The 24,997-nt window shown below is 70.0% G+C and carries 22 protein-coding genes; 8 read left to right on the top strand and 14 right to left on the bottom strand.

The window, feature by feature from the left end; genetic code table 11:
* Window positions 1–13 precede the first annotated feature (13 nt).
* On the bottom strand, window positions 14–1,210 hold the full coding sequence (locus Q9S78_RS07970) for a glycosyltransferase 87 family protein (RefSeq protein ID WP_311869946.1): 1,197 nt from the start codon (window positions 1,208–1,210) through the stop codon (window positions 14–16).
* A gap of 29 nt (window positions 1,211–1,239) precedes the next feature.
* On the bottom strand, window positions 1,240–2,073 hold the full coding sequence (locus Q9S78_RS07965; protein WP_311869945.1) for an ADP-dependent NAD(P)H-hydrate dehydratase: 834 nt from the start codon (window positions 2,071–2,073) through the stop codon (window positions 1,240–1,242).
* A gap of 21 nt (window positions 2,074–2,094) precedes the next feature.
* Here Q9S78_RS07965 and Q9S78_RS07960 point away from each other — a divergent pair, with 21 nt between their 5' ends.
* The gene (locus Q9S78_RS07960) at window positions 2,095–3,168 is read left to right on the top strand and encodes an NADH:flavin oxidoreductase/NADH oxidase (RefSeq protein WP_020096779.1); all 1,074 of its coding nucleotides are present in this window, start codon (window positions 2,095–2,097) and stop codon (window positions 3,166–3,168) included.
* Between the two features lie 6 nt (window positions 3,169–3,174).
* Here the strand turns inward: Q9S78_RS07960 and Q9S78_RS07955 are convergent, their stop codons facing one another.
* From Q9S78_RS07955 to guaB1, 3 genes are all read right to left on the bottom strand, one after another.
* Window positions 3,175–4,227: a hemolysin family protein gene (locus Q9S78_RS07955; protein WP_020096778.1), complete on the bottom strand. Its 1,053-nt coding sequence runs from the start codon at window positions 4,225–4,227 to the stop codon at window positions 3,175–3,177.
* Window positions 4,224–5,552: a hemolysin family protein gene (locus Q9S78_RS07950; RefSeq protein WP_018188694.1), complete on the bottom strand. Its 1,329-nt coding sequence runs from the start codon at window positions 5,550–5,552 to the stop codon at window positions 4,224–4,226. Before Q9S78_RS07950 ends, Q9S78_RS07955 begins: the two co-directional genes overlap by 4 nt.
* A gap of 116 nt (window positions 5,553–5,668) precedes the next feature.
* Window positions 5,669–7,123 carry a GMP reductase gene (gene guaB1, locus Q9S78_RS07945; protein ID WP_020096776.1) on the bottom strand — a complete coding sequence of 485 codons (1,455 nt, stop codon included), beginning with the start codon at window positions 7,121–7,123 and terminating at the stop codon, window positions 5,669–5,671.
* Window positions 7,124–7,272: 149 nt separating this feature from the next.
* Here guaB1 and Q9S78_RS07940 point away from each other — a divergent pair, with 149 nt between their 5' ends.
* Window positions 7,273–10,977 carry a multifunctional oxoglutarate decarboxylase/oxoglutarate dehydrogenase thiamine pyrophosphate-binding subunit/dihydrolipoyllysine-residue succinyltransferase subunit gene (locus Q9S78_RS07940; RefSeq protein ID WP_181900433.1) on the top strand — a complete coding sequence of 1,235 codons (3,705 nt, stop codon included), beginning with the start codon at window positions 7,273–7,275 and terminating at the stop codon, window positions 10,975–10,977.
* A gap of 60 nt (window positions 10,978–11,037) precedes the next feature.
* Here Q9S78_RS07940 and Q9S78_RS07935 read toward each other — a convergent pair whose 3' ends face one another.
* Both Q9S78_RS07935 and Q9S78_RS07930 read right to left on the bottom strand, forming a co-directional pair.
* A complete protein-coding gene (locus Q9S78_RS07935; RefSeq protein WP_018188697.1) occupies window positions 11,038–11,283 on the bottom strand; it encodes a zf-HC2 domain-containing protein in 246 nt (81 codons plus the stop codon).
* Window positions 11,280–11,933: a sigma-70 family RNA polymerase sigma factor gene (locus tag Q9S78_RS07930; RefSeq protein ID WP_028497349.1), complete on the bottom strand. Its 654-nt coding sequence runs from the start codon at window positions 11,931–11,933 to the stop codon at window positions 11,280–11,282. The genes Q9S78_RS07935 and Q9S78_RS07930 overlap by 4 nt, the downstream gene beginning before the upstream one ends.
* Window positions 11,934–12,216: 283 nt before the next feature.
* Between Q9S78_RS07930 and aroA the strand changes: the two genes are divergently transcribed.
* From aroA to bcp, 3 genes are read left to right on the top strand one after another with little or no spacing between them, the layout of a single operon-like run.
* On the top strand, window positions 12,217–13,539 hold the full coding sequence (gene aroA, locus Q9S78_RS07925; RefSeq protein WP_311869944.1) for a 3-phosphoshikimate 1-carboxyvinyltransferase: 1,323 nt from the start codon (window positions 12,217–12,219) through the stop codon (window positions 13,537–13,539).
* Window positions 13,536–14,576 (top strand): ribosome small subunit-dependent GTPase A, encoded by a 1,041-nt coding sequence (rsgA, locus tag Q9S78_RS07920; protein WP_311869943.1) that lies wholly within the window; start codon window positions 13,536–13,538, stop codon window positions 14,574–14,576. Before aroA ends, rsgA begins: the two co-directional genes overlap by 4 nt.
* A gap of 22 nt (window positions 14,577–14,598) precedes the next feature.
* A complete protein-coding gene (gene bcp / locus Q9S78_RS07915; protein ID WP_311869942.1) occupies window positions 14,599–15,063 on the top strand; it encodes a thioredoxin-dependent thiol peroxidase in 465 nt (154 codons plus the stop codon).
* Here the strand turns inward: bcp and Q9S78_RS07910 are convergent, their stop codons facing one another.
* Complete coding sequence (locus Q9S78_RS07910; protein ID WP_311869941.1) at window positions 15,064–15,465, bottom strand: histidine kinase; 402 nt, start codon at window positions 15,463–15,465, stop codon at window positions 15,064–15,066.
* 208 nt (window positions 15,466–15,673) lie between these two features.
* Between Q9S78_RS07910 and Q9S78_RS07905 the strand changes: the two genes are divergently transcribed.
* Window positions 15,674–15,922 carry a WhiB family transcriptional regulator gene (locus Q9S78_RS07905; protein WP_018188706.1) on the top strand — a complete coding sequence of 83 codons (249 nt, stop codon included), beginning with the start codon at window positions 15,674–15,676 and terminating at the stop codon, window positions 15,920–15,922.
* An 18-nt stretch (window positions 15,923–15,940) separates the two neighbouring features.
* Here Q9S78_RS07905 and Q9S78_RS07900 read toward each other — a convergent pair whose 3' ends face one another.
* Genes Q9S78_RS07900 through Q9S78_RS07890 form a run of 3 tightly spaced genes read right to left on the bottom strand, consistent with a single transcriptional unit; the run spans window position 15,941 to window position 19,343 of the window.
* Window positions 15,941–17,434: a sensor histidine kinase gene (locus Q9S78_RS07900; protein ID WP_018188707.1), complete on the bottom strand. Its 1,494-nt coding sequence runs from the start codon at window positions 17,432–17,434 to the stop codon at window positions 15,941–15,943.
* 44 nt (window positions 17,435–17,478) lie between these two features.
* Window positions 17,479–18,717 (bottom strand): CpaE/TadZ family protein, encoded by a 1,239-nt coding sequence (locus tag Q9S78_RS07895; RefSeq protein WP_116228629.1) that lies wholly within the window; start codon window positions 18,715–18,717, stop codon window positions 17,479–17,481.
* A complete protein-coding gene (locus tag Q9S78_RS07890) occupies window positions 18,714–19,343 on the bottom strand; it encodes an SAF domain-containing protein (protein ID WP_311857579.1) in 630 nt (209 codons plus the stop codon). The genes Q9S78_RS07895 and Q9S78_RS07890 overlap by 4 nt, the downstream gene beginning before the upstream one ends.
* 121 nt (window positions 19,344–19,464) lie before the next feature.
* Between Q9S78_RS07890 and Q9S78_RS07885 the strand changes: the two genes are divergently transcribed.
* The gene (locus tag Q9S78_RS07885; RefSeq protein WP_018188710.1) at window positions 19,465–19,713 is read left to right on the top strand and encodes a helix-turn-helix domain-containing protein; all 249 of its coding nucleotides are present in this window, start codon (window positions 19,465–19,467) and stop codon (window positions 19,711–19,713) included.
* An 11-nt stretch (window positions 19,714–19,724) separates the two neighbouring features.
* Here Q9S78_RS07885 and Q9S78_RS07880 read toward each other — a convergent pair whose 3' ends face one another.
* On the bottom strand, window positions 19,725–20,318 hold the full coding sequence (locus Q9S78_RS07880) for a hypothetical protein (protein ID WP_311869940.1): 594 nt from the start codon (window positions 20,316–20,318) through the stop codon (window positions 19,725–19,727).
* A gap of 141 nt (window positions 20,319–20,459) precedes the next feature.
* Between Q9S78_RS07880 and Q9S78_RS07875 the strand changes: the two genes are divergently transcribed.
* Complete coding sequence (locus Q9S78_RS07875; protein ID WP_018188712.1) at window positions 20,460–20,897, top strand: Rv3235 family protein; 438 nt, start codon at window positions 20,460–20,462, stop codon at window positions 20,895–20,897.
* Window positions 20,898–20,903: 6 nt separating this feature from the next.
* On the opposite strand, the gene Q9S78_RS07870 is transcribed toward Q9S78_RS07875, so the two are convergent.
* Both Q9S78_RS07870 and secA read right to left on the bottom strand, forming a co-directional pair.
* Window positions 20,904–22,127 carry a pyridoxal phosphate-dependent aminotransferase gene (locus Q9S78_RS07870; RefSeq protein WP_020096767.1) on the bottom strand — a complete coding sequence of 408 codons (1,224 nt, stop codon included), beginning with the start codon at window positions 22,125–22,127 and terminating at the stop codon, window positions 20,904–20,906.
* Window positions 22,128–22,199: 72 nt separating this feature from the next.
* Window positions 22,200–24,983 carry a preprotein translocase subunit SecA gene (gene secA / locus Q9S78_RS07865; protein WP_311857583.1) on the bottom strand — a complete coding sequence of 928 codons (2,784 nt, stop codon included), beginning with the start codon at window positions 24,981–24,983 and terminating at the stop codon, window positions 22,200–22,202.
* Window positions 24,984–24,997: the final 14 nt, after the last annotated feature.

Below are 24,997 nucleotides of genomic sequence, written 5' to 3'. Positions count from 1 at the left end.
GGGGACCTCCGGATCAGGGGATGGAGCGGGCGGGGAGACGGCACAGGCGCACGACCATCCACACCATCAGCACGGCCAGTGCGAGGTTCCGGAGGGTCAGCACACTCACGGCGACGATCTCGGGCGAGACGATGCCGTTGTAGAGCACGGGATAGACGAGCTGCGTCAGCGCGGCGGACACGAGGACGAGGATGCCGGGTGCCATCCACCGGCGACGGTCCACCACGAGCCCGAAGACGACGATCGCGAACAGCCACGTCTGGAACTGCGGCGAGCCGACCTTGTTGACGACGATGAGGACGGTCGTGAGCGCGAGCCCCAGGGCGGGGAAGAGCCGCACGAACGGCACCTTCCTCCGGATCTTGACGACGCCGATGGCGACGACCGCGGCGGCGGCCAGCACGAGAGCCGGGGTCATGAGCGCCGACACGACGCTCAGCAGCGGCCCGGTGACCTGGAAGGTGAGGATCCCCTGGTCGTAGTCGACCGTCCACCCGTCGGCTCCGAGCAGCGCGCCCCACAGGTACACGGCGCTCACCGGCGCCTCGACCTGGAGCCCTCGCCCGGTCTGCCCGCTGACGAAGCCGAGCGCGTGGTCGGCACCGCCCGCGGCGACGACGATCCCCAGGATGAGCGCACTGACGAGGGCGCCGGCCCCGATGATGACGCTCCGTCGACGCACGGCGACGACGGCCGCCCCGATGAGTGCCGCCGGCCAGATCTTGATCCAGGTCGCTGCGGCGAGCAGCGCTCCGGCGATACCCGGCCGGCGCAGCAGCCACAGGCATCCGAGGATCGCGAGCGGAACCGACACGCCGTCGATCCGGTACATCCCGACGGGCCCGAGGGCGACGATCGCGGCGAGCCAGAAGACCGCGGCCGTGAGACGACCGCGCGAGCGACCGGCGCCGATCAGCACGGCGAAGGCGACCCCGTCGACGGCTGTCACGAGGATCGCCCACCCGACGGTGTAGCTCCCGACGAGCGCTCCGGGCAGGTGTGCGAGGAGCATCGGCAGGAGCGCGAGGTGCGGATAGACCCAGTCCTGCGTGACGCCGACGATCCCGCCGCCCGAGAAGACGGCGCGCGACCAGGGTTCGTAGACCCGGTAGACATCGCCCATGGGCTCGTTCGGCAGCAGGAAGCCGAGAGCGCCGACGAAGAGGTGGACGAGGGCGAACGCGGCCCAGAGCAGCACGCGGTTCGTCACGCCCTCCAGCCTAGGGCGACGCGCCGGCGTCACCCCGCGAGAGCCGCCGCGACGGCGTGCGGCAGGTGCTCGGCGACGTCGAGCGCGACGATCGGTCCGCCGCCGTTCGCTGCGACGGCGAGCGCGGCCGCGTGCCCGTGCAACCAGACGGCGGATGCCGCGGCCCGCTGCAGTGCGCCGAGGTCGGCCGGCGACGTCCCGTGCCCGATGACACCCGCGACCACGGCGCCGACGGTCCCCGCGAGGACGTCGCCCGTCCCGGCGGTCGCCAGCCACGAGGTCGGCGCGGTGATCTCGATCGGCTCGATTCCGGGTGCGGCGACGACGGTGGTCGCCCCCTTCCGGACGACGACACCGCCGAGCGCGGCCGACGTCTCCGCAGGGTCGTCGATCTCCGGGTCGAGTCCCAGCATCTGCCGCAGCCGGGCGTGCTCGCGTCCGTGCGGCGTCGCCACGAGGGGCGCCGATGCTCCGGCGGCCAGGTCCAGGGCTCCCGCATCCACGACGACCGGTGCCTCGCCGGAGAGGATGCCCCGGAGCGCCGCACGTTCGCGCGCGGAGCGGTGGGCGGCATCCGTCCCGGACCCGATGACCCACGCCTGCACGCGGCCGTCCGCCGTCACGGTCTCGGGCCGACGGCCGAGGACGTGATCGGCTGCTCGCTCGGGTCCGAGGTAGCGCACCATGCCGACGCCGGTGCGCCAGGCGGCCTCGACGCCGAGCACCGCAGCTCCCGGGAACGCGGCAGATCCGGTCCGCATCCCGACCACACCGCGGGAATACTTGTCGTCGTCGGCCGTTGGCTCGGTGAGGACCGCTGCCGTGTCCGCACCGTTCCACCCCTGCGCCGTCATGGCGCCCACCCTATGCGACGGAGTCCGCTCATGACCCTCCTCTTCCGCCCGCTCGAGCTGTCCGGTACGACCGCCCGCAACCGCCTCTGGGTCTCGCCCATGTGCCAGTACTCCGCCGTCGACGGTGTGCCGAACGACTGGCACCACGTGCACCTCGCGCAGTTCGCGAATGGCGGTGCCGGGGTGGTCATCGCCGAGGCGACGGCCGTCGTGCCCGAGGGACGGATCACCCCGTCCGACACCGGGCTGTGGAACGACGCGCAGCGAGATGCCTGGGCCCCCATCGTCGCGGCGATCCACTCCCGCGGTGCCCTCGCGGGCGTGCAGCTCGCGCACGCGGGGCGGAAGGCCTCGACGCACCGTCCGTTCGACGACGCTCGCGGCAGCGTCGCCCCCGCCGACGGCGGCTGGACGACCGTCGCCCCCTCCGCCGTCGCGTTCGACGGCTACGCCGAGCCGGTCGCCCTCGACGCGAGCGGCATCGACGCCCTCGTGGTCGCGTTCGGCGACGCCGCCCGCCGCGCGGACGAGGCCGGTTTCGACCTGCTCGAGGTGCACGCGGCGCACGGCTACCTGCTGCACCAGTTCCTCTCGCCGCTGTCGAACGAGCGCACCGACGAGTACGGCGGGTCGCTGGAGAACCGCGCCCGCCTCCTCCTCCGCGTCGTCGACGCGGTCCGGGATGCCGCGCCCCGCCGCACCCTCGCGGTGCGCTTCTCGGCGACCGATTGGGCCGACGGCGGCTGGGGCGTCGACGAGACCGCGACGGTCGCCGGCTGGGTCGGCGAGCGCGGCGCGAGCGTCATCGACATCTCGACGGGCGGACTGGTCGCGCACCAGAAGATCACGACGGGACCGGGGTACCAGGTCCCGTTCGCGGCGACCGTCCGCGAACGGACCGGGCTCCTCGTGACGGCGGTCGGCGAGATCCTCGATGGCCCGCAGGCCGAGGCCGTCCTCCAGGACGGCCTCGCCGATGCGGTCATGATCGGCCGCGGCTGGCTGCGGAACCCGAACTTCGCCCTGCAGGCCGCGGACGACCTCGGCGACGCGGAGGCTGCGACGCTGTGGCCGCCGCAGTACCTCCGCGCCCGCCGGCGCTGAGCCTGGTCAGAGGCGGCGCGTCGCGTCGTGCACTTCGCCGACGAGCTCCTCGATGATGTCCTCGAGGAACAGCACCGCGGTCGTCTCCCCCGCCGTGTCGCGGACCTGAGCGAGGTGCCGACTCGAGCGACGCATGAGCGCGAGCGCGTCCTCGAGGTCGGTGGTCTCGCCGATCGGGATCATGTGGTGGATCCGCTTGGGTTTGATCGGCTGCGCGACGGTGTTCTCGGAGTCGTCCCCCTCGGCCGCGCGCAGCACGTCCTTCAGGTGGACGTAACCGAGCGGCATCCCCTCGTCGTCGACGATCACGTACCGCGAGAACCCGTGCCGGGCGACGGCCCGCTCGATCTCGTCGGGCGTGGTGTTCTCGGGCAGGGTGACGAGCTCCGAGAGCGGAACCGCGACATCCTTCGCCTTCTTGTCGGTGAACTCGACCGCCATCGCAACCGCGCCTGACGCATCGTCGAGCACGCCCTCGATGCGGGACTGGTTGACGATCGTCGCGACCTCGTCGAGCGTGAAGGTCGAGGCGGCCTCGTCCTTCGGCTCGACGCGGAACAGCCGCACGATGTGGTTCGCGATCCAGTTGAGCGCCACGATGATCGGGTGGAAGACCCGCGAGACGAACACGAGCGGGGGCGCGAGGAGGAGCACGGCGCGATCCGGCAGCGAGAACGCGAGGTTCTTGGGGACCATCTCGCCGAACACGACATGCAGGTACGACACCAGCAGCAGCGCGATGACGAAGCCCGTGACGTCGACGACCGCGTACGGCAGGCCGATGGCTTCCAACGGCACCGCCAGCAGGTGGTGGATCGCCGGCTCCGAGACGTTCAGGATGAGCAGCGAGCAGATGGTGATGCCGAGCTGACACGTCGCCAGCATGAGCGTGGCGTGCTCCATCGCCCAGAGCGCGGTCTTGGCCGACCGCGACCCCTTCTCGGCCAGTGGCTCGATCTGCGATCGTCGCGCCGAGATGACGGCGAACTCCGCGCCGACGAAGAAGGCGTTCGCCACGAGGAGGACGACGAGCCACGCGATTCCAGCCCAGTCGTTCATCGCCGCTCACCCCTCTCCGTCTCAGCGCCGACCGGCACGGGAGCGGGCACGAACTTCACGCGGTCGACTCGGCGGCCGTCCATCCGCTGCACGGTGATGGTCCCGTCGTCGAGGGTGATCTGGTCGCCCACGGCGGGGATGCGTTCCAGTGTGGCCATGATGAAGCCGCCGACCGTGTCGTAGACGTCCCCCTCGGGGACGCGGATGCCGGTGCGGTCGAGCACCTCGTCGGGCCGGAGGTCACCGGGGAAGATGATGGACCCCTTGCCGCGGACGACGCCCGCACGGTTGCGGTCGTGCTCGTCGAGCACCTCCCCGACGATCTCCTCGACGAGGTCCTCGAGGGTGACGACGCCGGCGGTGCCGCCGTACTCGTCGACGACGATCGCCATCTGGTAGCCGCGGGAGCGCAGCTCCGACATCAGCCCGTCGAGGTGCACCGCTTCGGGGACGCGCAGCGGCTCCTCCGCGATCGCGGCGGCCGGCACGTCGGCGCGTCGCTCGCGCGGCACCGAGACGGCCTGCTTCAGGTGGACGATGCCCGTGATGTCGTCCATCGACTCGCCGTAGACGGGGAACCGGCTGTGGCCGGTGCGCCGGGCGAGCTGGACGACCTCTTCGACGCTGTCGTCCGCGGCGACGGCGTGGACGCTCGGCCGCGGGGTCATGACGTCGGCCGTCGTCAGGCGCGAGAAGGTCAGCGTGCGATCGAGCAGCGACGCGGTGTCCTTCTCGAGGACGCCCGCACTCGCCGAGCGCCGGACGAGACTCGAGAGCTCCTCTGCCGTGCGCGCGCCGGAGAGCTCCTCCTTGGGCTCGACGCCCATCGCCCGCAGCACCGCGTTCGCGCTGCCGTTGAGCAGCTGGATCGCGGGCTTGAAGACGGTCGTGAAGACGGTCTGGAACCCCATGACGAGCTTCGCCGTCTGGCGGGGAACCGCGAGCGCGAAGTTCTTGGGGACCAGCTCGCCGATGATCATCGAGAAGATCGTGGCGGTCGCCATGGCGATCACGGTCGAGATGGGGCGGGATGCCGCTTCGGGAAGACCCCAGACGCGGAACACCGGATCCAGCAGGTTCGACAGCGCCGGTTCCATCGTGTAACCGGTGAGGAGCGTGGTCAGCGTGATGCCGAGCTGCGCGCTCGAGAGGTGCGTCGACGTGATCCGGAGCGCGTTGATCGTGAGAGAGAGTCGGCTCTCACCGGCGGCGCGGCGCGCTTCGAGGTCGGCGCGATCGAGGTTGACGAGTGCGAACTCACTGGCCACGAACAGGCCGGTTCCCACGGTCAGGAGCAGCCCCACGCCCAACATGACGTAGTCCATCACACGTCACCCCCGATCATCGGGGAGCAGGGTCGGTGGGGCGAAGGTCTACTGGGAGGGTCGTCCATTGTGGGGACGATTCTACGGCACCGCGCGCCTCGCGCGCGTGCGCTCTTTCACCAGCTGACCGGCAGAGCCTTGCCTTCTTCGTACCCGGCCGCCGACTGGAAGCCGACCGTCGCCCGCTCGTGGAAATCGGGCACGGTCGCCGCGCCCGCGTAGGTGAAGGACGACCGGACCCCCGAGGTGATCATGTCGAGCAGGTCCTCGACGCTCGGGCGGAGCGGGTCGAGGTAGATCCGCGACGACGAGATGCCCTCGGCGAACAGTTCCTTGCGCGCGCGCTCGAACGGGTCGAGGCGGCCGAACCGGCCCTGGACGGCCTTCGTCGAGGCCATGCCCCACGACTCCTTGAACACGCGACCCTCGGCGTCGACCCGGAGGTCACCGGGCGCCTCGATCGTGCCGGCGAACCACGACCCGATCATGACGGATGCCGCGCCCGCCGCCAGGGCGAGGGCGACGTCGCGGGGGTAGCGGACGCCGCCGTCCGCCCACACGTGCGCGCCGACCGCGGCGGCGGCCTCGGCCGTCTCGAGCACCGCCGAGAACTGCGGACGCCCCACGGCCGTCATCATGCGGGTGGTGCACATCGCGCCGGGACCGACCCCGACCTTCAGAATGGTGGCGCCGGCCTCGACGAGGTCGCGGACGCCCTCGGCGGTCACGACGTTCCCCGCGACGATCGGGAGGCCGAGGTCCTCCGCAGCGACCGCGCGGAGGGCACGGATCATGCTCTCCTGGTGCCCGTGCGCGGTGTCGACCACGAGCGCGTCGACGCCGGCGGCGGCGAGCGCGCGTGCCTTCGCCGCGACGTCGCCGTTGATCCCGACGGCGGCTGCCACGATGAGGCGCCCGTCGGCGTCCACGGCGGGACGGTAGAGCGACGAGCGCAAGGCGGTCCGCCGCGACAGGGTTCCCACGAGATGGCCGTGCTGCAGCACGGTGACGAGGTCGGCATCCGCCGCGATGAGCAGGTCGAAGGCGGCCCGGGCGGTGTCGACGTCGTCGGCGTCGATGGATGCCGCGCGCCCGCGCACCAGGTCACCGAGGCGCGCATCGGGCAGAGCCGTGCCGAGCCGCTCGGCCGGAACGATGCCGAGGATGTCGTCGACGTGGATCCGCCCCGTGGCGGACGTCACGACGACGCCGTGCCCCGAGGACGGCGGGAGAAGGGCAGCCGCGTCCGAGACGAGCGCGTCGGGCGACAGGACGAGCGGCGTGTCCCAGCTCACCGGCTGCTCCTTCACCCAGCGGATGCCGGCGTCCACATCCTGCAACGCCATGTCCTGCGGCAGGACGGCGAGACCGCCTCGCCGGGCGAGCGTCGCCGCCAGCCGCGGGCCGGTGACGGAGTTCATGTTCGACGCGACGATCGGGATCGTGGCGCTCGTGCCGTCGCCCGGCGAGAGGTCCACGTCGAGTCGACTCGTGACATCCGATCGTCGGGGGACGAGGAACACGTCGGAGTAGGTCAGGTCGCCTGCGGGCCGCTCGCCGGAGAAGTGCATACACCCACGCTAGGCGACGCGGAACCCCTGCGTCCGAGCCGTCGGCGCGGGTCGGAGGGGGGACAACCTGGGATACCCTTGACGTCTGTGCGCGAGGCCGCGCGAGGCCCGCACAATTTCGAACGTCGACGACGAAAGCAGGCGGAACCGTGTCCAGTCAGGCGACCGGCGTGGGAACTACGAGCGACGGGGAGTTCGGAGCCAACGAATGGCTCGTCGCAGAGCTGTACGAGCAGTACAGCCGGGACAAGAACTCGGTGGACAAGGAGTGGTGGCCGATCCTCGAGGCCTACACCCCCGACGCCCCGTCGACGGGCGCTCCCGCCGAGGCTGCGGCACCGACGGCATCCGCCCCCGCCGCCCCGACGCCTGCGGCATCCGCTTCCGCCGCCGAGGCCCGCCCCGCCGCCACCGGCGCGCAGCCCGTGGCACGCACCACCGCACGCCCGGCGGCACCGCAGCCGATCCCCGCCGAGGCGCCCAAGGCCGCCCCGTCCGCGGAGAAGGCGACCCTCGAGGACACGGTCACCCCGCTCCGCGGCCTGCCCAAGACCCTCGCCGCGAACATGGACGAGTCGCTCACCGTCCCGACGGCGACGAGCGTTCGCACGATCCCCGCGAAGCTGATGATCGACAACCGCATCGTCATCAACAACCACATGTCGCGCACGCGCGGCGGCAAGGTGAGCTTCACCCACATCATCGGGTGGGCGCTGATCCAGGCGCTGAAGGCCTTCCCGACGCAGAACGTCTACTACGCCGAGGTCGACGGCAAGCCGTCGGTCGTCGCCCCCGCTCACATCAACCTGGGCATCGCGATCGACCTTCCGAAGCCGGACGGCACGCGTGCCCTCATGGTGCCGAGCATCAAGCAGGCCGAGACTCTGACCTTCGGCGAATACCTGACCGCCTACGAGGACCTGGTCCAGCGCGCCCGCAAGAACAAGCTGACCGCCGCCGACTTCCAGGGCACGACGGTGTCCCTCACCAACCCCGGCGGCATCGGCACGGTGCACTCCGTGCCGCGTCTGATGAAGGGTCAGGGCTGCATCATCGGCGCCGGCGCCCTCGACTACCCGGCCGAGTTCCAGGGCGCGAGCGAGAAGACGCTGGGCGAGCTCGGCATCGGCAAGACCATCACCCTCACGAGCACCTACGACCACCGCGTCATCCAGGGTGCCGGCTCGGGTGAGTTCCTGAAGATCGTGCACCAGCTGCTGATCGGCCAGGAGGGGTTCTACGACGACATCTTCGCGGCCCTCCGCATCCCGTACTCCCCCATCCGCTGGTCGAGCGACATCAAGGTCGACATCGCCGAGCGCGTCGACAAGACGGCACGTGTCCAGGAGCTCATCAACTCCTACCGCGTCCGCGGCCACATGATGGCCGACATCGACCCCCTCGAGTACGTGCAGCGCACGCACCCCGACCTCGAGATCGAGAACCACGGGCTGACCTTCTGGGACCTCGACCGCGAGTTCGTCACGAACGGGTTCGGCGGCAAGCGCACGATGAAGCTCCGGGACATCCTCGGGATCCTGCGCGACTCGTACTGCCGCACCGTCGGTGTCGAGTACATGCACATCCAGGACCCGACGCAGCGCAAGTGGTTCCAGGACAACCTCGAGGTCAAGTACCAGAAGCCCGGCCACGACGAGCAGCTGCGGGTCCTCGGCAAGCTGAACGAGGCCGAGGCCTTCGAGACCTTCCTGCAGACCAAGTTCGTCGGCCAGAAGCGCTTCAGCCTCGAAGGCGGCGAGTCGCTCGTGCCGCTGCTGGACCAGATCCTCCAGGGCGCTGCATCCGAGGGTCTCGACGGAGCCGCCATCGCGATGGCGCACCGCGGTCGCCTCAACGTCCTCACCAACGTCGCCGGCAAGACCTACAGCCAGATCTTCCGCGAGTTCGAGGGATCGGTCGCCGTCGGCTCCAAGAGCGGCTCGGGCGACGTCAAGTACCACCTGGGCACCCAGGGCACCTTCGTCGCCGACGGCGGCGAAGAACTCCCCGTCTATCTCGCCGCGAACCCCTCGCACCTCGAGACCGTCGACGGCGTCCTCGAGGGCATCGTCCGCGCCAAGCAGGACCGCCTCCCCATCGGATCGTTCTCGTGGCTCCCGATCCTCGTCCACGGCGACGCGGCCTTCGCGGGCCAGGGCGTCGTCATGGAGACGCTGCAGATGTCGCGCCTGCGCGGCTACCGTACCGGCGGCACGGTCCACGTCGTGGTCAACAACCAGGTCGGCTTCACGACCCTCCCGCTCGACGCCCGCACGTCGATCTACGCCACCGACGTCGCCAAGACGATCCAGGCGCCGATCTTCCACGTGAACGGCGACGACCCCGAGGCCGTCGTGCACGTCGCCGAGCTCGCGTTCCGCTACCGCCAGGAGTTCAACCGCGACGTCGTCATCGACCTCGTCTGCTACCGGCGCCGCGGCCACAACGAGGGCGACGACCCCTCGATGACGCAGCCCCTCATGACAAACCTCATCGAGGCGAAGCGCTCGGTCCGCAAGCTCTACACCGAGGCCCTCGTCGGACGCGGCGACATCACCGAGGAGGAGTACGACAAGGCGAAGCAGGACTTCCAGAACCGCCTCGAGATCGCCTTCGCCGAGATTCACGCGGCGCAGACCGGCACCTCGCCCGTCGTCAGCGCCGACGCCCCGGCGGAGCCCGCCGTCGGCGAGCCGGACTCCACCGCCGTCAGCCGCGACGTCATCGAGCGCATCGGCGACGCCTTCGTGAACAAGCCCGAGGGCTTCACGGTGCACACGAAGCTCCAGCAGCTGCTCGACAAGCGCCAGGACATGAGCCGCAACGGCAAGATCGACTGGGGCTTCGGCGAACTGCTCGCCTTCGGCTCGCTCCTCGTCGAGGGGTCGAACGTGCGCCTGGCCGGCCAGGACGTCCGTCGCGGCACGTTCGTGACGCGTCACGCCGTCATGCACGACCGGGCGAACGGTCAGGAATGGCTGCCGCTCGCCAACCTGAGCGACAACCAGGGCCGGTTCTACGTATACGACTCGCTGCTCAGCGAGTACGCGGCGATGGCCTTCGAGTACGGCTACTCCGTCGAACGAGCCGACACCCTCACCCTGTGGGAGGCGCAATTCGGCGACTTCGCCAACGGGGCGCAGTCGGTGATCGACGAGTTCATCTCCTCCGCTGAGCAGAAGTGGGGCCAGCAGTCGGGTGTCGTGCTCCTGCTCCCCCACGGCTACGAAGGCCAGGGACCCGACCACTCGTCGGCCCGCATCGAGCGCTACCTGCAGATGTGTGCGCAGGACAACATGACGGTCGCCCGTCCCTCGACGCCCGCGTCGTACTTCCACCTGCTGCGTCGCCAGGCCTACGCCCGTCCGCGCCGGCCCCTCGTGGTCTTCACGCCGAAGGCCATGCTGCGCCTGCGGAACGCGACGAGCTCGGTCGACGACTTCCTCGAGGGCAAGTTCGAGCCGGTGATCGACGACCACCGCTCCCTCGACCGCGAGTCCGTCACCCGCGTGCTGCTGCACGCCGGCAAGATCCACTGGGACCTCGCTGCGGAGCTCGAGAAGAACCCGAACGAGAAGGTCGCGCTGGTCCGGCTGGAGCAGTACTACCCGGCTCCGATCGAGCAGCTCAACGCGGTCCTCGACAGCTACCCGAATGCGGAGCTGTATTGGGTACAGGAGGAGCCGGAGAACCAGGGCGCCTGGCCGTTCATCGCCCTCGAGGTCGTGAAGCACCTGCACGGGCGCACGATCAAGCGGATCTCGCGGTCTTCGGCGGCATCCACCGCCACCGGATCGCCGAAGGTCCACGCGCGCCAGCACGCCGAGATCATGGAGCAAGCGCTCGGCTTCTGATCCCGAGTACGAGGAAGGCCCCGCCTCGGCGGGGCCTTCTTCGTATCCACGGTCGAGACGTCAGTGGTGGGTGGCCTGCTCCGCACGCAGACGCGCCAGCACCTGGTCACGCAGATCCTCGGGCGCGGCCTCCTTGCAGGCACGCGCAACGACGGCTGTCAGGGTCGTCGCCACGAGGGCTTCGTCCCGGCAGGCGGCGCAGTTCTCGAGGTGCTCGGTGATGTCGGCGTGACGGGTGTTGCAGACCTCGTTGCGCAGGTACTCCTCGAGATCCTTCTGGGCTTTGTCGCAACCGCAGTCGGTCATTTCGCACTCCTTGTGGCGGGCACTTCGATGCCACGCTCCTTCGCATAGTCGGACAGCAGGTCGCGGAGCTGGCGTCTGCCTCGGTGCAGACGGCTCATGACCGTGCCGATGGGGGTTTTCATGATGTCCGCGATCTCCTGATACGCGAACCCTTCGACGTCCGCGAGGTACACGGCCAGTCGGAAGTCTTCGGGAAGGGACTGCAGCGCATCCTTGACGACGGATGCCGGCATGTGGTCGATCGCTTCGGCTTCAGCCGACCGCGCCGACGACGCCGTCGTCGATTCCGCGCCGCCGAGCTGCCAGTCCTCGAGGTCGTCGATGGTGCCCTGGTAGGGCTCGCGCTGCTTCTTGCGGTACGTGTTGATGTACGTGTTCGTGAGGATCCGGTACAGCCACGCCTTGAGGTTCGTGCCCTGCGTGAAGGACGCCCAGGCGGCGAACGCCTTGACGAAGGTCTCCTGCACCAGGTCCGACGCGTCGGCGGGGTTGCGGGTCATCCGCATCGCCGCTGCGTAGAGCTGATCCATGAAGGGGAGCGCCTGCTCCTCGAACTGGGTACGCGGGTCTTCGACCGCCTGATCGTTCATCGCCCGCAAGTCTACGTCCGCCCATTCGGCGAGTTCTGGCGCATCCACTGTTGCGATCATCGCGCTCCTCTCCCCTGGCGTGCACGGCACCGACATGAAGCTCCAACGAGCACGGGGCTGGGGCTATTCCCAGCTTTCCGTGGAGGTACGGCTCAGCCGCCGCCGACGGGGATGATGACGTCGCTCACGACGATGTCAGGATGCCGGTGCGAGAGGTTTGGCGCAGGGGAATCACGCGAGGAGGTCGATGTCGCCGTCGTGTCGCGTCGGTGTCGCAGATTCGAGACACCGTCGTGACACCGTCCTCGTCGGCGGCGACGCCCCGTTCAGTAGGCTGGACGCGATGAGCGACGCCCCTTCCTCCCCCGCCACCACCGCCGCGTCCGGGTCGTGGCCGGCTCCCACGCCGACCGAGCCGGTCCATGCGCGCGTCTCCGTTCCGGGGTCCAAGTCTCTGACGAACCGCGAGCTGGTCCTCGCGGCGATCGCCGACGGCCCGAGCCTTGTGACGGGCGCGCTCCATTCCGACGACTCCGCGCGCATGATCGAGGCGCTGCGCGCCCTCGGCGTCTCGATCGAACCCGTTCCGGGGGACTCGCCCTTCGGTCCCGACCTCGACGTCACCCCGCCCGCCCGCTTCACGGGGGGAACGACGATCGACTGCGGTCAGGCCGGGACGGTCATGCGTTTCGTCTCCCCCATCGCCGGTCTCGCGGTCGGGGACGTGCACGTGACGGCGCACCCCACCGCGATGCACCGCCCGATGGGCGCGATGATCCACGCCCTCCGCGAGGTCGGCGCCGACATCGATGACGCCGGAAGCTGGTCGCTCCCGTTCGAGGTCCGTGGCCATGGCCACATCCGCGGCGGCGAGGTGACGATCGACGCGAGCCAGTCCAGCCAGTTCGTCTCGGGCCTGCTCCTGGCCGCGGCCCGGTTCGACGTGGGACTCCGCCTGATCCACGACGGCGAACGCCTCCCGAGCCTGCCGCACATCGAGATGACGGTCGAAGCCCTCGCCCGCCGGGGTGTCCACGTCGAGCACCCGACTCCGAACGAGTGGGTCGTCCCCGCCGGGCCCGTCCGCGGCAAGGATGTCGCGATCGAACCCGACCTCTCGAACGCCGCGCCGTTCCTCGCTGCGGCGATCCTGACGGGAGGGTCGGTGACCGTGCCCGGATGGCCCGCCCACTCGACGCAGCCCGGTGCCCTGCTGGCCGACATCCTGCCCGTCATGGGCGCCCACGTCTCGCGCCGTGCGGGCGCGCTGACCGTCACCTCCGGCGACCGCATCGCGGGCGTCGACCTCGACCTCTCGGCCGCGAGCGAGCTCACCCCGACCCTGTTCGCCCTCGCGGCGTTCGCCGATGCTCCGACGACCTTCCACGGCATCGGGCACATCCGCGGTCACGAGACCGATCGCATCGCCGCTCTCGTCGCGAACCTCCGCGAGCTCGGTGGCGAGGCGGAGGAGCGGGAGGACGGCATCCACATCGTCCCCCGTCCGCTCCACGGCGGCGTCTGGCGTGCACACCACGATCACCGCGTCGCGACAGCCGGAGCCGTCATCGGACTCCGGGTGCCGGGCGTCGTGGTCGACGACATCGGGACGACGGCGAAGACCATGCCCGAATTCCCCCAGCTGTGGGCGGACATGCTCGCGTGAGCTGGCTCACCGACGACGACGATGACGACCTCGATTTCGATGAGGCCGACATCCGGATGCGCCCCAATCCGAAGGCGAACCGGCCTCGCACCAAACGCCGACCCGCTCACGCCGATGCCCGGATCGCCCGCGTCCTGGGCGTCGACCGTGGCCGCTACACGGTGCTCGTCGACGAGGACGGCCCCGACGAGCACCAGATCCTCGCCTCCCGGGCGCGGGAGCTCCGCAAGCAGCCGATCGTCAACGGCGACCGCGCCCGCGTGGTGGGCGACACGTCCGGAGACGACGGCACGCTCGCGCGCATCGTCGGCATCGAAGAGCGATCCTCGCTCCTGCGCCGCAGCGCGGACGACACCGACCACATCGAGCGGATCATCGTCGCCAATGCCGACCAGCTGCTCATCGTGGTCGCCGCCGCCGACCCCGAGCCGCGGCCGCGGCTGGTGGACCGCTATCTGATCGCCGCGTTGGATGCCGGGATGCATCCCATGCTCGTCGTCACCAAGACCGACCTCGCCGATCCGACCGTGTTCCTCGGCCATTTCGAGGGTCTCGACGATCTCGAGGTCTTCACGAGCGGTCGCGACGCGATGCCCGTGGATCTCATCGGCGAACGGCTGTCGGGCCACTCGACGGTCTTCGTCGGCCACTCCGGCGTCGGCAAGTCCACGCTCGTGAACGCCCTGGTCCCGGATGCGCTCCGCGCGATCGGACACGTGAACGAGGTCACCGGACGCGGGCGTCACACCTCGAGCTCGGCGGTCTCGCTGCGATATGCGGGTGAGAACGGCCGCGGATGGGTCATCGACACCCCGGGGGTCCGCTCGTTCGGCCTCGGACACGTCGACCCCGCCAACATCCTCCGCGCCTACACCGACCTGACCGCCATCGCCGAGGAGTGCCCGCGCGGGTGCACGCACCTGCCCGACGCTCCCGATTGCGCGATCGCCGAGGCGGTGGCGGAGGGACGCCTGGGCGAGCGCGGACCGGCGCGGCTGGATTCCCTGCAACGGCTGCTGGCGACGTTCGCGACCTGATCGCCGCGCCTAAAATGGACGGATGCCGCGACTGACCACCGGATCCCCCGCCCCCGACTTCTCCCTCGTCGACCAGGACGGCCGCACCGTCGCCCTCGCCGACTTCCGCGGGACGCGTCTCATCGCCTTCTTCTACCCCGCCGCGATGACGCCGGGCTGCACGACCGAGGCCTGCGATTTCCGCGACAGCGTCGCGCCGCTACAGGCCGCGGGCTACACGGTGGTCGGGATCTCCCGCGACGAGCCCGCCAAACTCCAGGCCTTCCGCGAGCGCGACGCGCTCCCCTACGACCTGTTGAGCGACCCCGACCATGCCGTGCACGAGGCGTACGGGGCCTGGGGCGAGAAGATGAACTACGGCAAGGTCGTCGAGGGCGTCATCCGCTCGACCTTCGTCATCGACGAGGACGGCTCCGTCGCGCACGCGCTGTACAACGTCAAGGCGACCGGGCACGTCGCCCGCGTCCGCAGTCTGCTCAGCGTGTGATCAGACCTCGTCGACGGGGGTGTCGCGGGCCCTCCGGCCCGCCGCTCGTGCGGCGGCGATGAGGACGACGAGTCCGACGATGGCGGGCCCGGCGATCGTCGCGGCGAGACGCGTGTCGGCTCCCTCACCCGTGAGGGTGCCGAGGGCGATCGACAACACGAGGAGTTGAGCAACGACGCCGCCGGATCGCCCCCAGGAACCATCGCGCCAGACAGCGACGGCGAACGCCCCGAGGGCCGCCGCGCCGACCGCGGTGAGGACCAGGAGGGCGATCGAACTGCCCACGCTCCCGCTGTCGCCTCGAAGGAGGGCCACGAGCTCCCAGACCACGAGGATCAGGATGCCGAGTGCCTCGAGCGCGAGCCAGCCGGCCGCGATCCTCTCGATGCGAGTGGTCCGCACGATGACTGCTCCTCCTGGCCGCCGGGGCACGGCGAGGCGCCGAAATACTCCGTTAACCCTTGATTCACATGCCCGAGCATGGGAATATTGACGGGCAAGTGTGCTCCCACAGCGGCGTGGGGCGAGCATCTGCTCGCACACCACCCAGGTTAGTCGACGTCGCCCGGCGTCGCATCCCGACTTCCGATCCCCTATTAGGAGCACCGCTATGGATTGGCGCGACAAAGCTGCCTGCCTGACCGTCGACCCCGAACTGTTCTTCCCCGTGGGGAACACCGGACCCGCCGTCGACCAGATCGAGAAGGCGAAGTCCGTCTGCGCCCGGTGCACCGTCACCGAACTCTGCCTGCAGTACGCCCTCGAGACCGGCCAGGACTCGGGCGTCTGGGGCGGCCTCTCCGAAGACGAGCGTCGCGCCCTCAAGCGCCGCGCCGCCCGCGCCCGCCGCGCGTCCTGACGTCGCCGCGCGCGGGCGTCAGGCCCGCGCGCGCTCGATGTATCGCATCGGGATCTCGATCGTCACTTCGGTGCCACTGCCCATCAGGGTGTGCCAGTCAATCGTTCCGCTGAGCTCTCCCTGGATGAGCGTGCGCACGATCTGCGTACCGAGACCGCGGCCGACCTGACCCTCGGGAAGGCCGACCCCGGTGTCGCGCACGCGCACCAGGAGCTGGTCCTCATCGCGCTCGGCGATGATCTCGACCTCGCCCTCCTTGTCGGCGAGGCCGTGCTCCACCGCGTTCGTGACGAGCTCGGTCAGTGCGAGCGCGAGCGGCGTCGCGTACTCGCTGGGAAGAGTCCCGAACGTACCGGTCTTGACAGTGCGCGCCCTCGTGTTGGGGGCAGCCGCCACCTCGGCGACGAGCTTCAGGACGCGCTCGAAGACGTCGTCGAAATCGACGCTCTGCATCAGTCCTTCCGACAGGGTGTCGTGGACCACGGCGATCGCGCTCACGCGCCGCATGGCCTGCGTGAGGGCGTCGCGCCCCTCGTCGGAGTGCGTGCGACGCGCCTGGATGCGCAGGAGCGAGGCGACCGTCTGCAGGTTGTTCTTTACCCGGTGGTGGATCTCGCGGATCGTCGCGTCCTTCGTGATGAGCTCCTGCTCCTGGTGCCGGATCTCGCTGACGTCGCGGCAGAGGACGATGGCGCCGATGCGGTTGCCGTTCTCGCGCAGCGGGATGGTGCGGAGGGACACCGTCACGCCCCGCGCCTCGACGTCGGCACGCCAGGGCGCCCGACCGGCCATCACGATCGGGAGCGACTCGTCGAACTGACGGGATGCCGGCATGATCGTCGTCGCCACCTGCATGAGCGACTCGCCCTCGAGCTCATCGTCGAAGCCCAGACGGTTGAACGCCGACAGCGCGTTCGGGCTCGCGAAGGTCGTGATGCCGTCGACATCGAGGCGGATGAGGCCGTCCGATGCGCGGGGAGCGCCGCGGCGCGGCGAGGTCGGCGCGGTGAGATCGGGGAAGTCCGCCGACGCGATCATGCCGAACAGGTCGTCGGCGCAGTCGTTGAACGTGATCTGCTGGCGCGAGGGGGTGCGCGCCTCGCCGAGGTTGGTGTGACGTGTCACCACGCCGATGACGCGCGTCTCGCGACCCTCCCCCGCGCGCTCGCGCACGATCGGCACAGCCCGCACCCGCGTGGGAGTCTCCTCGAACCAGTCCGGGGATGCAGAATCGACCATCCGGATCTGCGTGAACGCGTCCTTGACCTGCGTCCGCCACTGCGGGCGCACGGCGTCGCCGACGATGTCCCGGTAGAAGAGGGTGGCGGCGCCGCTCGGCCGCGTGTGCGCCACCGCGATGAACGAGTCATCGGGTGTCGGCACCCAGACGACGATGTCCGCGAACGCCAGGTCGGCGAGCAACTGGCCATCGCCTGCGAGGCGGTGGAGCCATTCGACGTCCTCCGCGGTGGAACGGCCTTGGGCGTAGACGAGGTCGCTGAGGGTGGACACGCCTCCACCCTAATCCTCCGCCCGACCTCTCCCCGGTGGCCGGGTCAGGCGGTCCGCGCCAGACGACGCAGCGAGTGACGCGTCGTCGCGGGTTCGTCGGCGGTCCGGGGTGCGAGGGACTCGGCGACGAGTCGACGCACGGCTGCCGGCACCGCCGAGCGCGGTGCGACGTGGGCGATGGGCCGCGCGGCGAGCATGGCGGCATCCGTTCCCCGGGCATCCCACGGCACGAAGGACACCTCCGTCACGCCGGTGTAGCGCTCGAGCGTGCGCCGCACCTGCCCGCGTGCGTCGACGCCGAGAGCCGCGGCGCGGATCTTGTTCACCACGACGCGGACGGGGGTGGTGCCCGCCGCCGCACGCAGGTCCGGCCAGGCGCGGACGAACCGCGACACCCCGACGGGGTCGGCGGCGACGACGGCGACGACGACATCAGCGGCCTCCAGTGCGGCGTGCGTCGCGGCGTTCCGGCGAGGACCGTCGAAGAGGTCGCTCACGATCTCCTCGTCACGCTCCAGCGGCGCAGCGATGTCCACCACGGTGTCGTCCGCCCACCCTCGACACGCCTCGAGTGCGGAGAGGACGCGCGGGTGCGAGAGCTCCGGCCATCGGCCGGGCCGGTTGAGTCCCGTGAGGACGTCCACGTCCCCGAGAGTGGAAGAGATGCGGCTGAGTTCCGCCACCGTCAGCGCTCCGCGTTCGGCTTGACGGCACGCCGCCGCGAAACCCGGGCCCTCGTCGGCCAGCCCTGTGGCCAACGCCACCGAGGGGGCGTGCGAATCCGCGTCGATCAGAGCCACCTTGCGCGTCGGGCCCGACAGCGCGCACGCCAGCTCGACGGCGATCGTGGTCCGGCCAGGTGCTCCGTGCGCACCCCACACCGTGACGACGCGGCCGCGGACGGGCTCGACCGGTACCGATGACGACGGCGCGGCGAGGAGCTCGGCCGCCGGCGCATCGGGCTCGTGCGGCACGAGCCCCAGGGAGGCGGCGAGGCGGCGATCCGACGTCCGGGCCGACAGCGGCACGATCCGGACGGACATCCGATCGCAGGCAGCGACGAGCTCGGTGGTCAGTGCTGACGGCCGGCCGTCGACGATGAGGATGTCGGCGCGCGCCAGCTCCGCGAGGAGCTCCGCCGCCTCCGGCGCGGACATGGCGTCGAACGCCGCAGTCGCGGGCGCCGAGGCGGGGACGACCGCCCGCACATCGGCATCCTCCTCCCGCAGTCGACGGGCGAGGTCCTCGCCGCGGCGTCCGTCGACGGCGACGACGACTCTCACTGCGCCTCCCCTGCGACCGGCACGACCGACATGTTCGCGCCGTCGGCGAGCGCCGCGAGGCTCTCGGCGACGTCGGCGCGCGGGATGACGATCTCGAGAGACACGTCGGTGCCCGACACGACGGCATCGTCGCGCGTGACGCTGACGACGGTCGCCGATGGGACGAGGATGCGAGGCTCCCCGAAGGTGCCGCCGTCCTCGGCCGGGGCCGCCCACACCTCGACGACCGATCCCGCCACCACCGAGGCGGAGACATCGCCCGAGGTCCGGATGACGATGGTGGTCGTCGTGGCGGCATCCGCGTCGTCCACGGCCGCCTGCGGGACGAGCTCCCCCTCGAGGATCGTCCGCGTCGCGATGACACCCGGCTGCAGGGATGCCGGTGACACATAGGTCTCGCCGGCGGATCCCAATGCGACGTCGACCACCCGGAGGTCGTCGGCCGTCACGGTCTGTCCCGGGACGATCGTCCGGGCAGCGGCGAAAACGGGGGCGGTCTGCCGGGCCGACGCGACGACGAGCCAGACGCCTGCGACGGAGGCGATGATCAGCGCGATCCCGAGCAGGAATCGCGCGTCGGCCCAGAACGCGCGCGGCGCGGGCCGGACGGTGTCGGGAGTGGTCATGACGTCATGGTGACCGAGCCGACACCGCCGCTGCCGGGATTATCCACAAGCCGGACAGGCTCCGGATGGGTTCCGCCATCGGGCCCATAATGGCCTCATGCCCGAAGGAATGCCCGCGCGTATGCTGACGCCCTCCCAGGTGGCGGAGATGCTGCAGCTGGAGGTCGACGAGGTCGTCGCCCTCGTGCTCGACGGCCGCCTGCGGGGCGCCCGGCTCGGCTCGCCCGCCTCCTGGCGCATCGAGGCTGCGAGCGTCGAGGACTACCTCGACGACCAGGCGGAGGATGCCCGTCTGCACGCGCTGTGGCGCGAATCGAACGCGGCGAGCTTCCCCGAGCTGTGGGGGCGCGGACGCCGCGGCGGCGAGTAGATCCGCACCCGTCAGGCGAGCGCCATGGGCGATTCGAGTCGGATGCCCGCGATCGCCGCGAACGGCACGATCCGGTGGCCGCTCACGAGATCGGCACGCCGCGGTGCGCCGCGATCGTGGAGCGCGAGGTCGAGATGGTCGGATGCCGCCCGGTCCACCGTGCCGCCGTACTCGCGACCGTCCACGGAGTGGATCGTGACCGGGACGCGACGCCGGGCGAGGTCGCGCAGGACGAAGCCCAGCGTCATCCGCTCCCGCAGACGACCGGGCGTTCCCCCACGCGCACTGCGGAGGAGGTCGGCGTGCGAGGGGCCGAACGCGATGACGGCCGCCAGCGGGACGAGGAGGGCGCCCCGTGGAGCGCCGTCGTCGAGGGCGACCCAGTCCGGCCCGGTGGCCATTGGTGTACCGGTGACGGCGAATCCTCCGAGGAGGTCGACGACGATGTCGCCGTCCGTCGAACCGGTCAGAGCGGTCAACCGCTCGAAGAGCGAAAGGCGGGCCAGACGCAGTCTCTCGGCCTCGGTGTCGAGGGCAGCACGCTCGGCCTCCCATTCGGAGTCCAATTGGTCCTCGAGGTCTTCGAAGAAGCGATCCCAGCGCACCCGGCCGACGGTAGACCACCTCGCACACCCGGGCGCACTTTGTCCACAGGTTGGAGTATTCTCATCCACCCGCCGACGAGGCTGTGCTGTACTCATGCCGTTCACCGCTCCGCAGACACCTGTCGCCCGAGAGGAATCGACATGGCCCTCGCCGTCTCTGAAGACCACCGCATCCCGCGGTCGGGAAGCTCCCTCGAGGTAGCCGAGTACTTCGCGCCGCAACGCACGTCGTCGGACGACCTCCCCGATCCCCTCCCGCTCGTGAAGAACCTCACGATCGGGGTCCTGGAAGTCCTCGCCGGCGTCCGCGACGTCGACCAACTCGCCCGGTGGCTGGGTGAGGACGCCTATCGGGCGCTCGTGACGCGAGCGAACCTGTCGGCCCGGGCACGAAGCGCACGCGGGATCGCCGCCGTCCGCCCCGCCCACCGCATCCTCACCGAACGCACCTGCGTCCCCGCAGACGGCGTCATCGAGGCGGTGGTCGTGGTGAGCGGGCCGGTCCGCACCCGCGCCGTGGCGATGCGACTCGAGGGCTGGGACGGGCGCTGGCGCGCGACGTCGCTCGCGCTCCTGTGAGACGCGTTACTGGCGGTACGAGGCGAGGAAGTTCCCGAGTCGCTCGATCGCTTCGGTGAGCACCCGCGCTTCGGGCAACGTGACGATGCGGAAGTGGTCGGGCGTCGGCCAGTTGAAGCCGGTCCCCTGCACCAGCAGGACGTGCTCGGCGACGAGGAAGTCGTAGACGAACTTGGCGTCGTCGTGGATCTCGTGGACTTCGGGGTCGAGACGGGGGAAGGCGTACAGGGCGCCGTGCGGCTTGACGCAGGTGATGCCGGGGATCGCGGTCAGGCCCTCCCAGGCGGCATCCCGCTGCTCATGGAGCCGACCGGTGGGGGCGATGAGGGCGTCGATCGACTGCACGCCCGACAGCGCCGCCTGCACGGCGAACTGCGCGGGGACGTTGGGGCAGAGGCGGGTGGAGGCGAGGAGCTGGATGCCCTCGAGGAAGCCGGAGGCGTGCTTCTTGGGCCCGGTGATGACCATCCACCCCGAGCGGTAGCCCGCGACGCGGTAGGTCTTCGACAGGCCGTTGTAGGTGAGGCACAGCAGGTCGGGGGCGAGGGTGGCGAGCGGGATGTGGGTCGCATCATCGAACAGGATGCGATCGTAGATCTCGTCCGAGAGCAGCAGGAGCTCGTGTTCACGGGCGATCTCGACGATCCCCTGCAGGATCTCTCGCGTGTAGACGGCGCCGGTCGGGTTGTTCGGGTTGATGACGACGATCGCCTTGGTGCGCGGGGTGACCTTCGCCCGGATGTCGTCGAGGTCGGGCTGCCAGCCATTGTCGCTGTCGGCGAGGTAGTGCACGGGAGTGCCGCCGGCCAGGCTCGTCATCGCCGTCCAGAGCGGGTAGTCCGGAGCGGGGATGAGGACCTCGTCGCCCTCGTCGAGGAGGGCCTGCATCGTCATCGTGATGAGTTCGGAGACCCCGTTGCCGAGGTAGACGTCGTCTGGATCGAACTTGGGGAAGCCCGGCTCCTCCTCGTACCGCGAGACGATGGCGCGGCGCGCCGACATGATGCCGCGGGAATCCGAGTAGCCGTGCGCCCGCGGCACCGCCTCGATCATGTCGCGCACGATCTGGAACGGTGCCTCGAAGCCGAAGACGGCCGGATTCCCGGTGTTCAGCTTGAGGATCGTGTGACCCTCGTCCTCCAGCCGGTCGGCCTCGACCAGGGCGGCCCCGCGGATCTCGTACAGGACGTCCTTGAGCTTGGATGACTGGTCGAGGGTGCGCGGGGTCATCGGTTCAGGATAGCGAAGGCCGACGGGGCCAATGACGAGTCCGTGGACCGCCCGACGCCCGTCGGCTCGCCGTCACTTCTTCTTGCCGGACGCCCGTCGCTGCGCGCGGTTGCCCGCGTCTGTCGGTGCGGAACCGGCATCCATCTGCTGCCCGAAAGCCCCCCGCGGCGCGTCGGCCGGAGCTTCCTGCTCGGCCTCGCGCTGACGGGCCTTGCTGGTCGCGGCCTGCTGCACCTGACCGCGCTCGTTGCGCACCTCGACCTCGCCGGCGTCGTTGGGCGCCGTGTACTGGAGCTTCTGCGCGTCGATGTCGGGCGAGGCGAGACCCTTGGCCTCGATGTCGCCGCCCTCGGTCTGGCGCACCTCGACCTCGAGGTTGAAGAGGAAGCCGACGGACTCCTCCTTGATCTGCGCCATCATCGACTGGAACATCTGGTACCCCTCGCGCTGGTACTCGATGAGGGGGTCGCGCTGGGCCATGGCACGCAGGCCGATGCCGTCCTTCAGGTAGTCCATCTCGTAGAGGTGGTCGCGCCAGCGGCGGTCGAGCACCTGCAGCACGACGCGACGCTCGAGCTCGCGCATGGCCGGCTCGCCGAGCGTCTCCTCGCGCGAGCGGTAGGCGATCTTCGCGTCCGAGAGGAGTTCGCGCTTGAGGAGCTCGGGCGTCACCTTGCCCTTGCTGCCGCTTTCGGCGACGACCTCGTCGATCGTCACCCCCACGGGGTAGAGCGTCTTGAGTTCCGCCCACATGGCGTCGAAGTCCCAGCTCTCGTTGTGCCCCGAGCCGGTGTGCTCGTCGATGATCGCCGCGATGGCGTCCTCGATGAAGTGCTCGACGCGGGACGAGAGGTCGTCGCCTTCGAGCATCTGGCGACGATCGGCGTAGATCGCCTCGCGCTGACGGTTGAGGACGTCGTCGTACTTGAGGACGTTCTTGCGGATCTCGGCGTTGCGGGCCTCGACCTGCGACTGCGCGCTCTTGATCGCCCGCGAGACCATCGTCGACTCGATGGCCACGTCGTCGGGGAAGTTCGTGCGGGCGAGGATCGCCTCTGCCGCGCCGGACTGGAACAGGCGCATGAGGTCGTCGGTCAGCGACAGGTAGAAGCGGCTCTCGCCCGGGTCGCCCTGACGTCCCGAGCGACCGCGCAGCTGGTTGTCGATGCGCCGGGACTCGTGGCGCTCGGTGCCGAGCACGTAGAGTCCACCGGCCTCGACGACGCGGTCGGCCTCTTCCTGGACCTTCTCCTTGACGGCGCCGTAGACGTCCTCCCAGGCCGACTGGTACTCGTCCGGCGTCTCGACGGGGTCGAGGCCCTTCGCTTTCATCTCCGACACGGCGATGAACTCGGCGTTGCCGCCGAGCATGATGTCGGTTCCACGACCGGCCATGTTGGTCGCGACGGTGACGGCGCCGTACCGGCCGGCACGGGCGACGATCTCGGCTTCGCGCGCGTGGTTCTTCGCGTTGAGGACCTCGTGCTTGATCCCCTTCTTCGCGAGGAGGCGCGACAGGTACTCGCTCTTCTCGACGCTGACGGTTCCCACGAGCACCGGCTGGCCCGACGCGTGCCGCTCGGCGATGTCCTCGACGACCTGCGCGAACTTCGCCTGCTCGTTCTTGTAGACGAGGTCGGACTGGTCCTTGCGGATCATCGGCTTGTTGGTGGGGATCGGGACGACGCCCAGCTTGTACGTCGACATGAACTCGGCCGCCTCGGTCTCGGCGGTACCGGTCATGCCCGAGAGCTTCTCGTACAGACGGAAGTAGTTCTGCAGGGTGACGGTCGCGAGGGTCTGGTTCTCGGCCTTGACCGCGACGCCCTCCTTGGCCTCGATGGCCTGGTGGATGCCCTCGTTGTAGCGACGGCCCACCAGGATGCGGCCGGTGTGCTCGTCGACGATCATGACCTCGCCGTTCATCACGACGTAGTCGGTGTCGCGCTTGAACAGGGCGAGCGCCTTGATCGAGTTGTTGAGGAAGGAGATGAGGGGCGTGTTCGCCGACTCGTACAGGTTGTCGATGCCGAGGTAGTCCTCGACCTTCTCGATGCCGGGCTCGAGCACGCCGATGGTGCGCTTCTTCTCATCGACTTCGAAGTCGACGCCCGCCTCGAGGGTGCGCGCGATCTTCGCGAACTCGGTGAACCAGCGGTTTGCCTCACCCGACGAAGGGCCCGAGATGATGAGCGGCGTACGCGCCTCGTCGATGAGGATCGAGTCGACCTCGTCGACGATGCAGTAGAAGTGGCCGCGCTGGACGAGGTCTTCGCTCCGCCACGCCATGTTGTCGCGCAGGTAGTCGAAGCCGAACTCGTTGTTCGTGCCGTACGTGATGTCGGCCTCGTACTGCTGCCGGCGCACCTCGGGGTCCTGACCCGACACGACCGTGCCGGTGGTCATGCCGAGGGCTCGGTACACGCGCCCCATCAGCTCGGACTGGTACGAGGCGAGGAAGTCGTTCACCGTGATGACGTGCACGCCCTTGCCGGCGATGGCGTTGAGGTAGGCGGGCAGCGCCGCGGTCAGCGTCTTGCCCTCACCCGTCTTCATCTCGGCGATGTTGCCGAGGTGGAGGGCCGCGCCGCCCATGACCTGAACGTCGTAGGGACGCTGGCCGAGGGTGCGACTCGCGGCCTCGCGGACGGCGGCGAAGGCTTCGGGCATGAGCTTGTCGAGGCTCTCCCCCGCTTCGTAACGGGCGCGCAGCTCGGCGGTCTCGCCGCGGAGCTCCTCATCGGTGAGGTGCGCGTAGTCCTCTTCGAGGGCCGACACGGCCTTCACGACCTGCTGCAGCCTGCGCAGAACGCGGCCTTCACCGGCACGAAGCAGTTTCTCGAGGGGGTTCGCCACGAAGGATCTCCATC

Source organism: Microbacterium aquilitoris (assembly GCF_031932285.1).
Taxonomy (GTDB): domain Bacteria; phylum Actinomycetota; class Actinomycetes; order Actinomycetales; family Microbacteriaceae; genus Microbacterium; species Microbacterium aquilitoris.
This window is presented reverse-complemented; position numbering and strand designations above follow the sequence as displayed.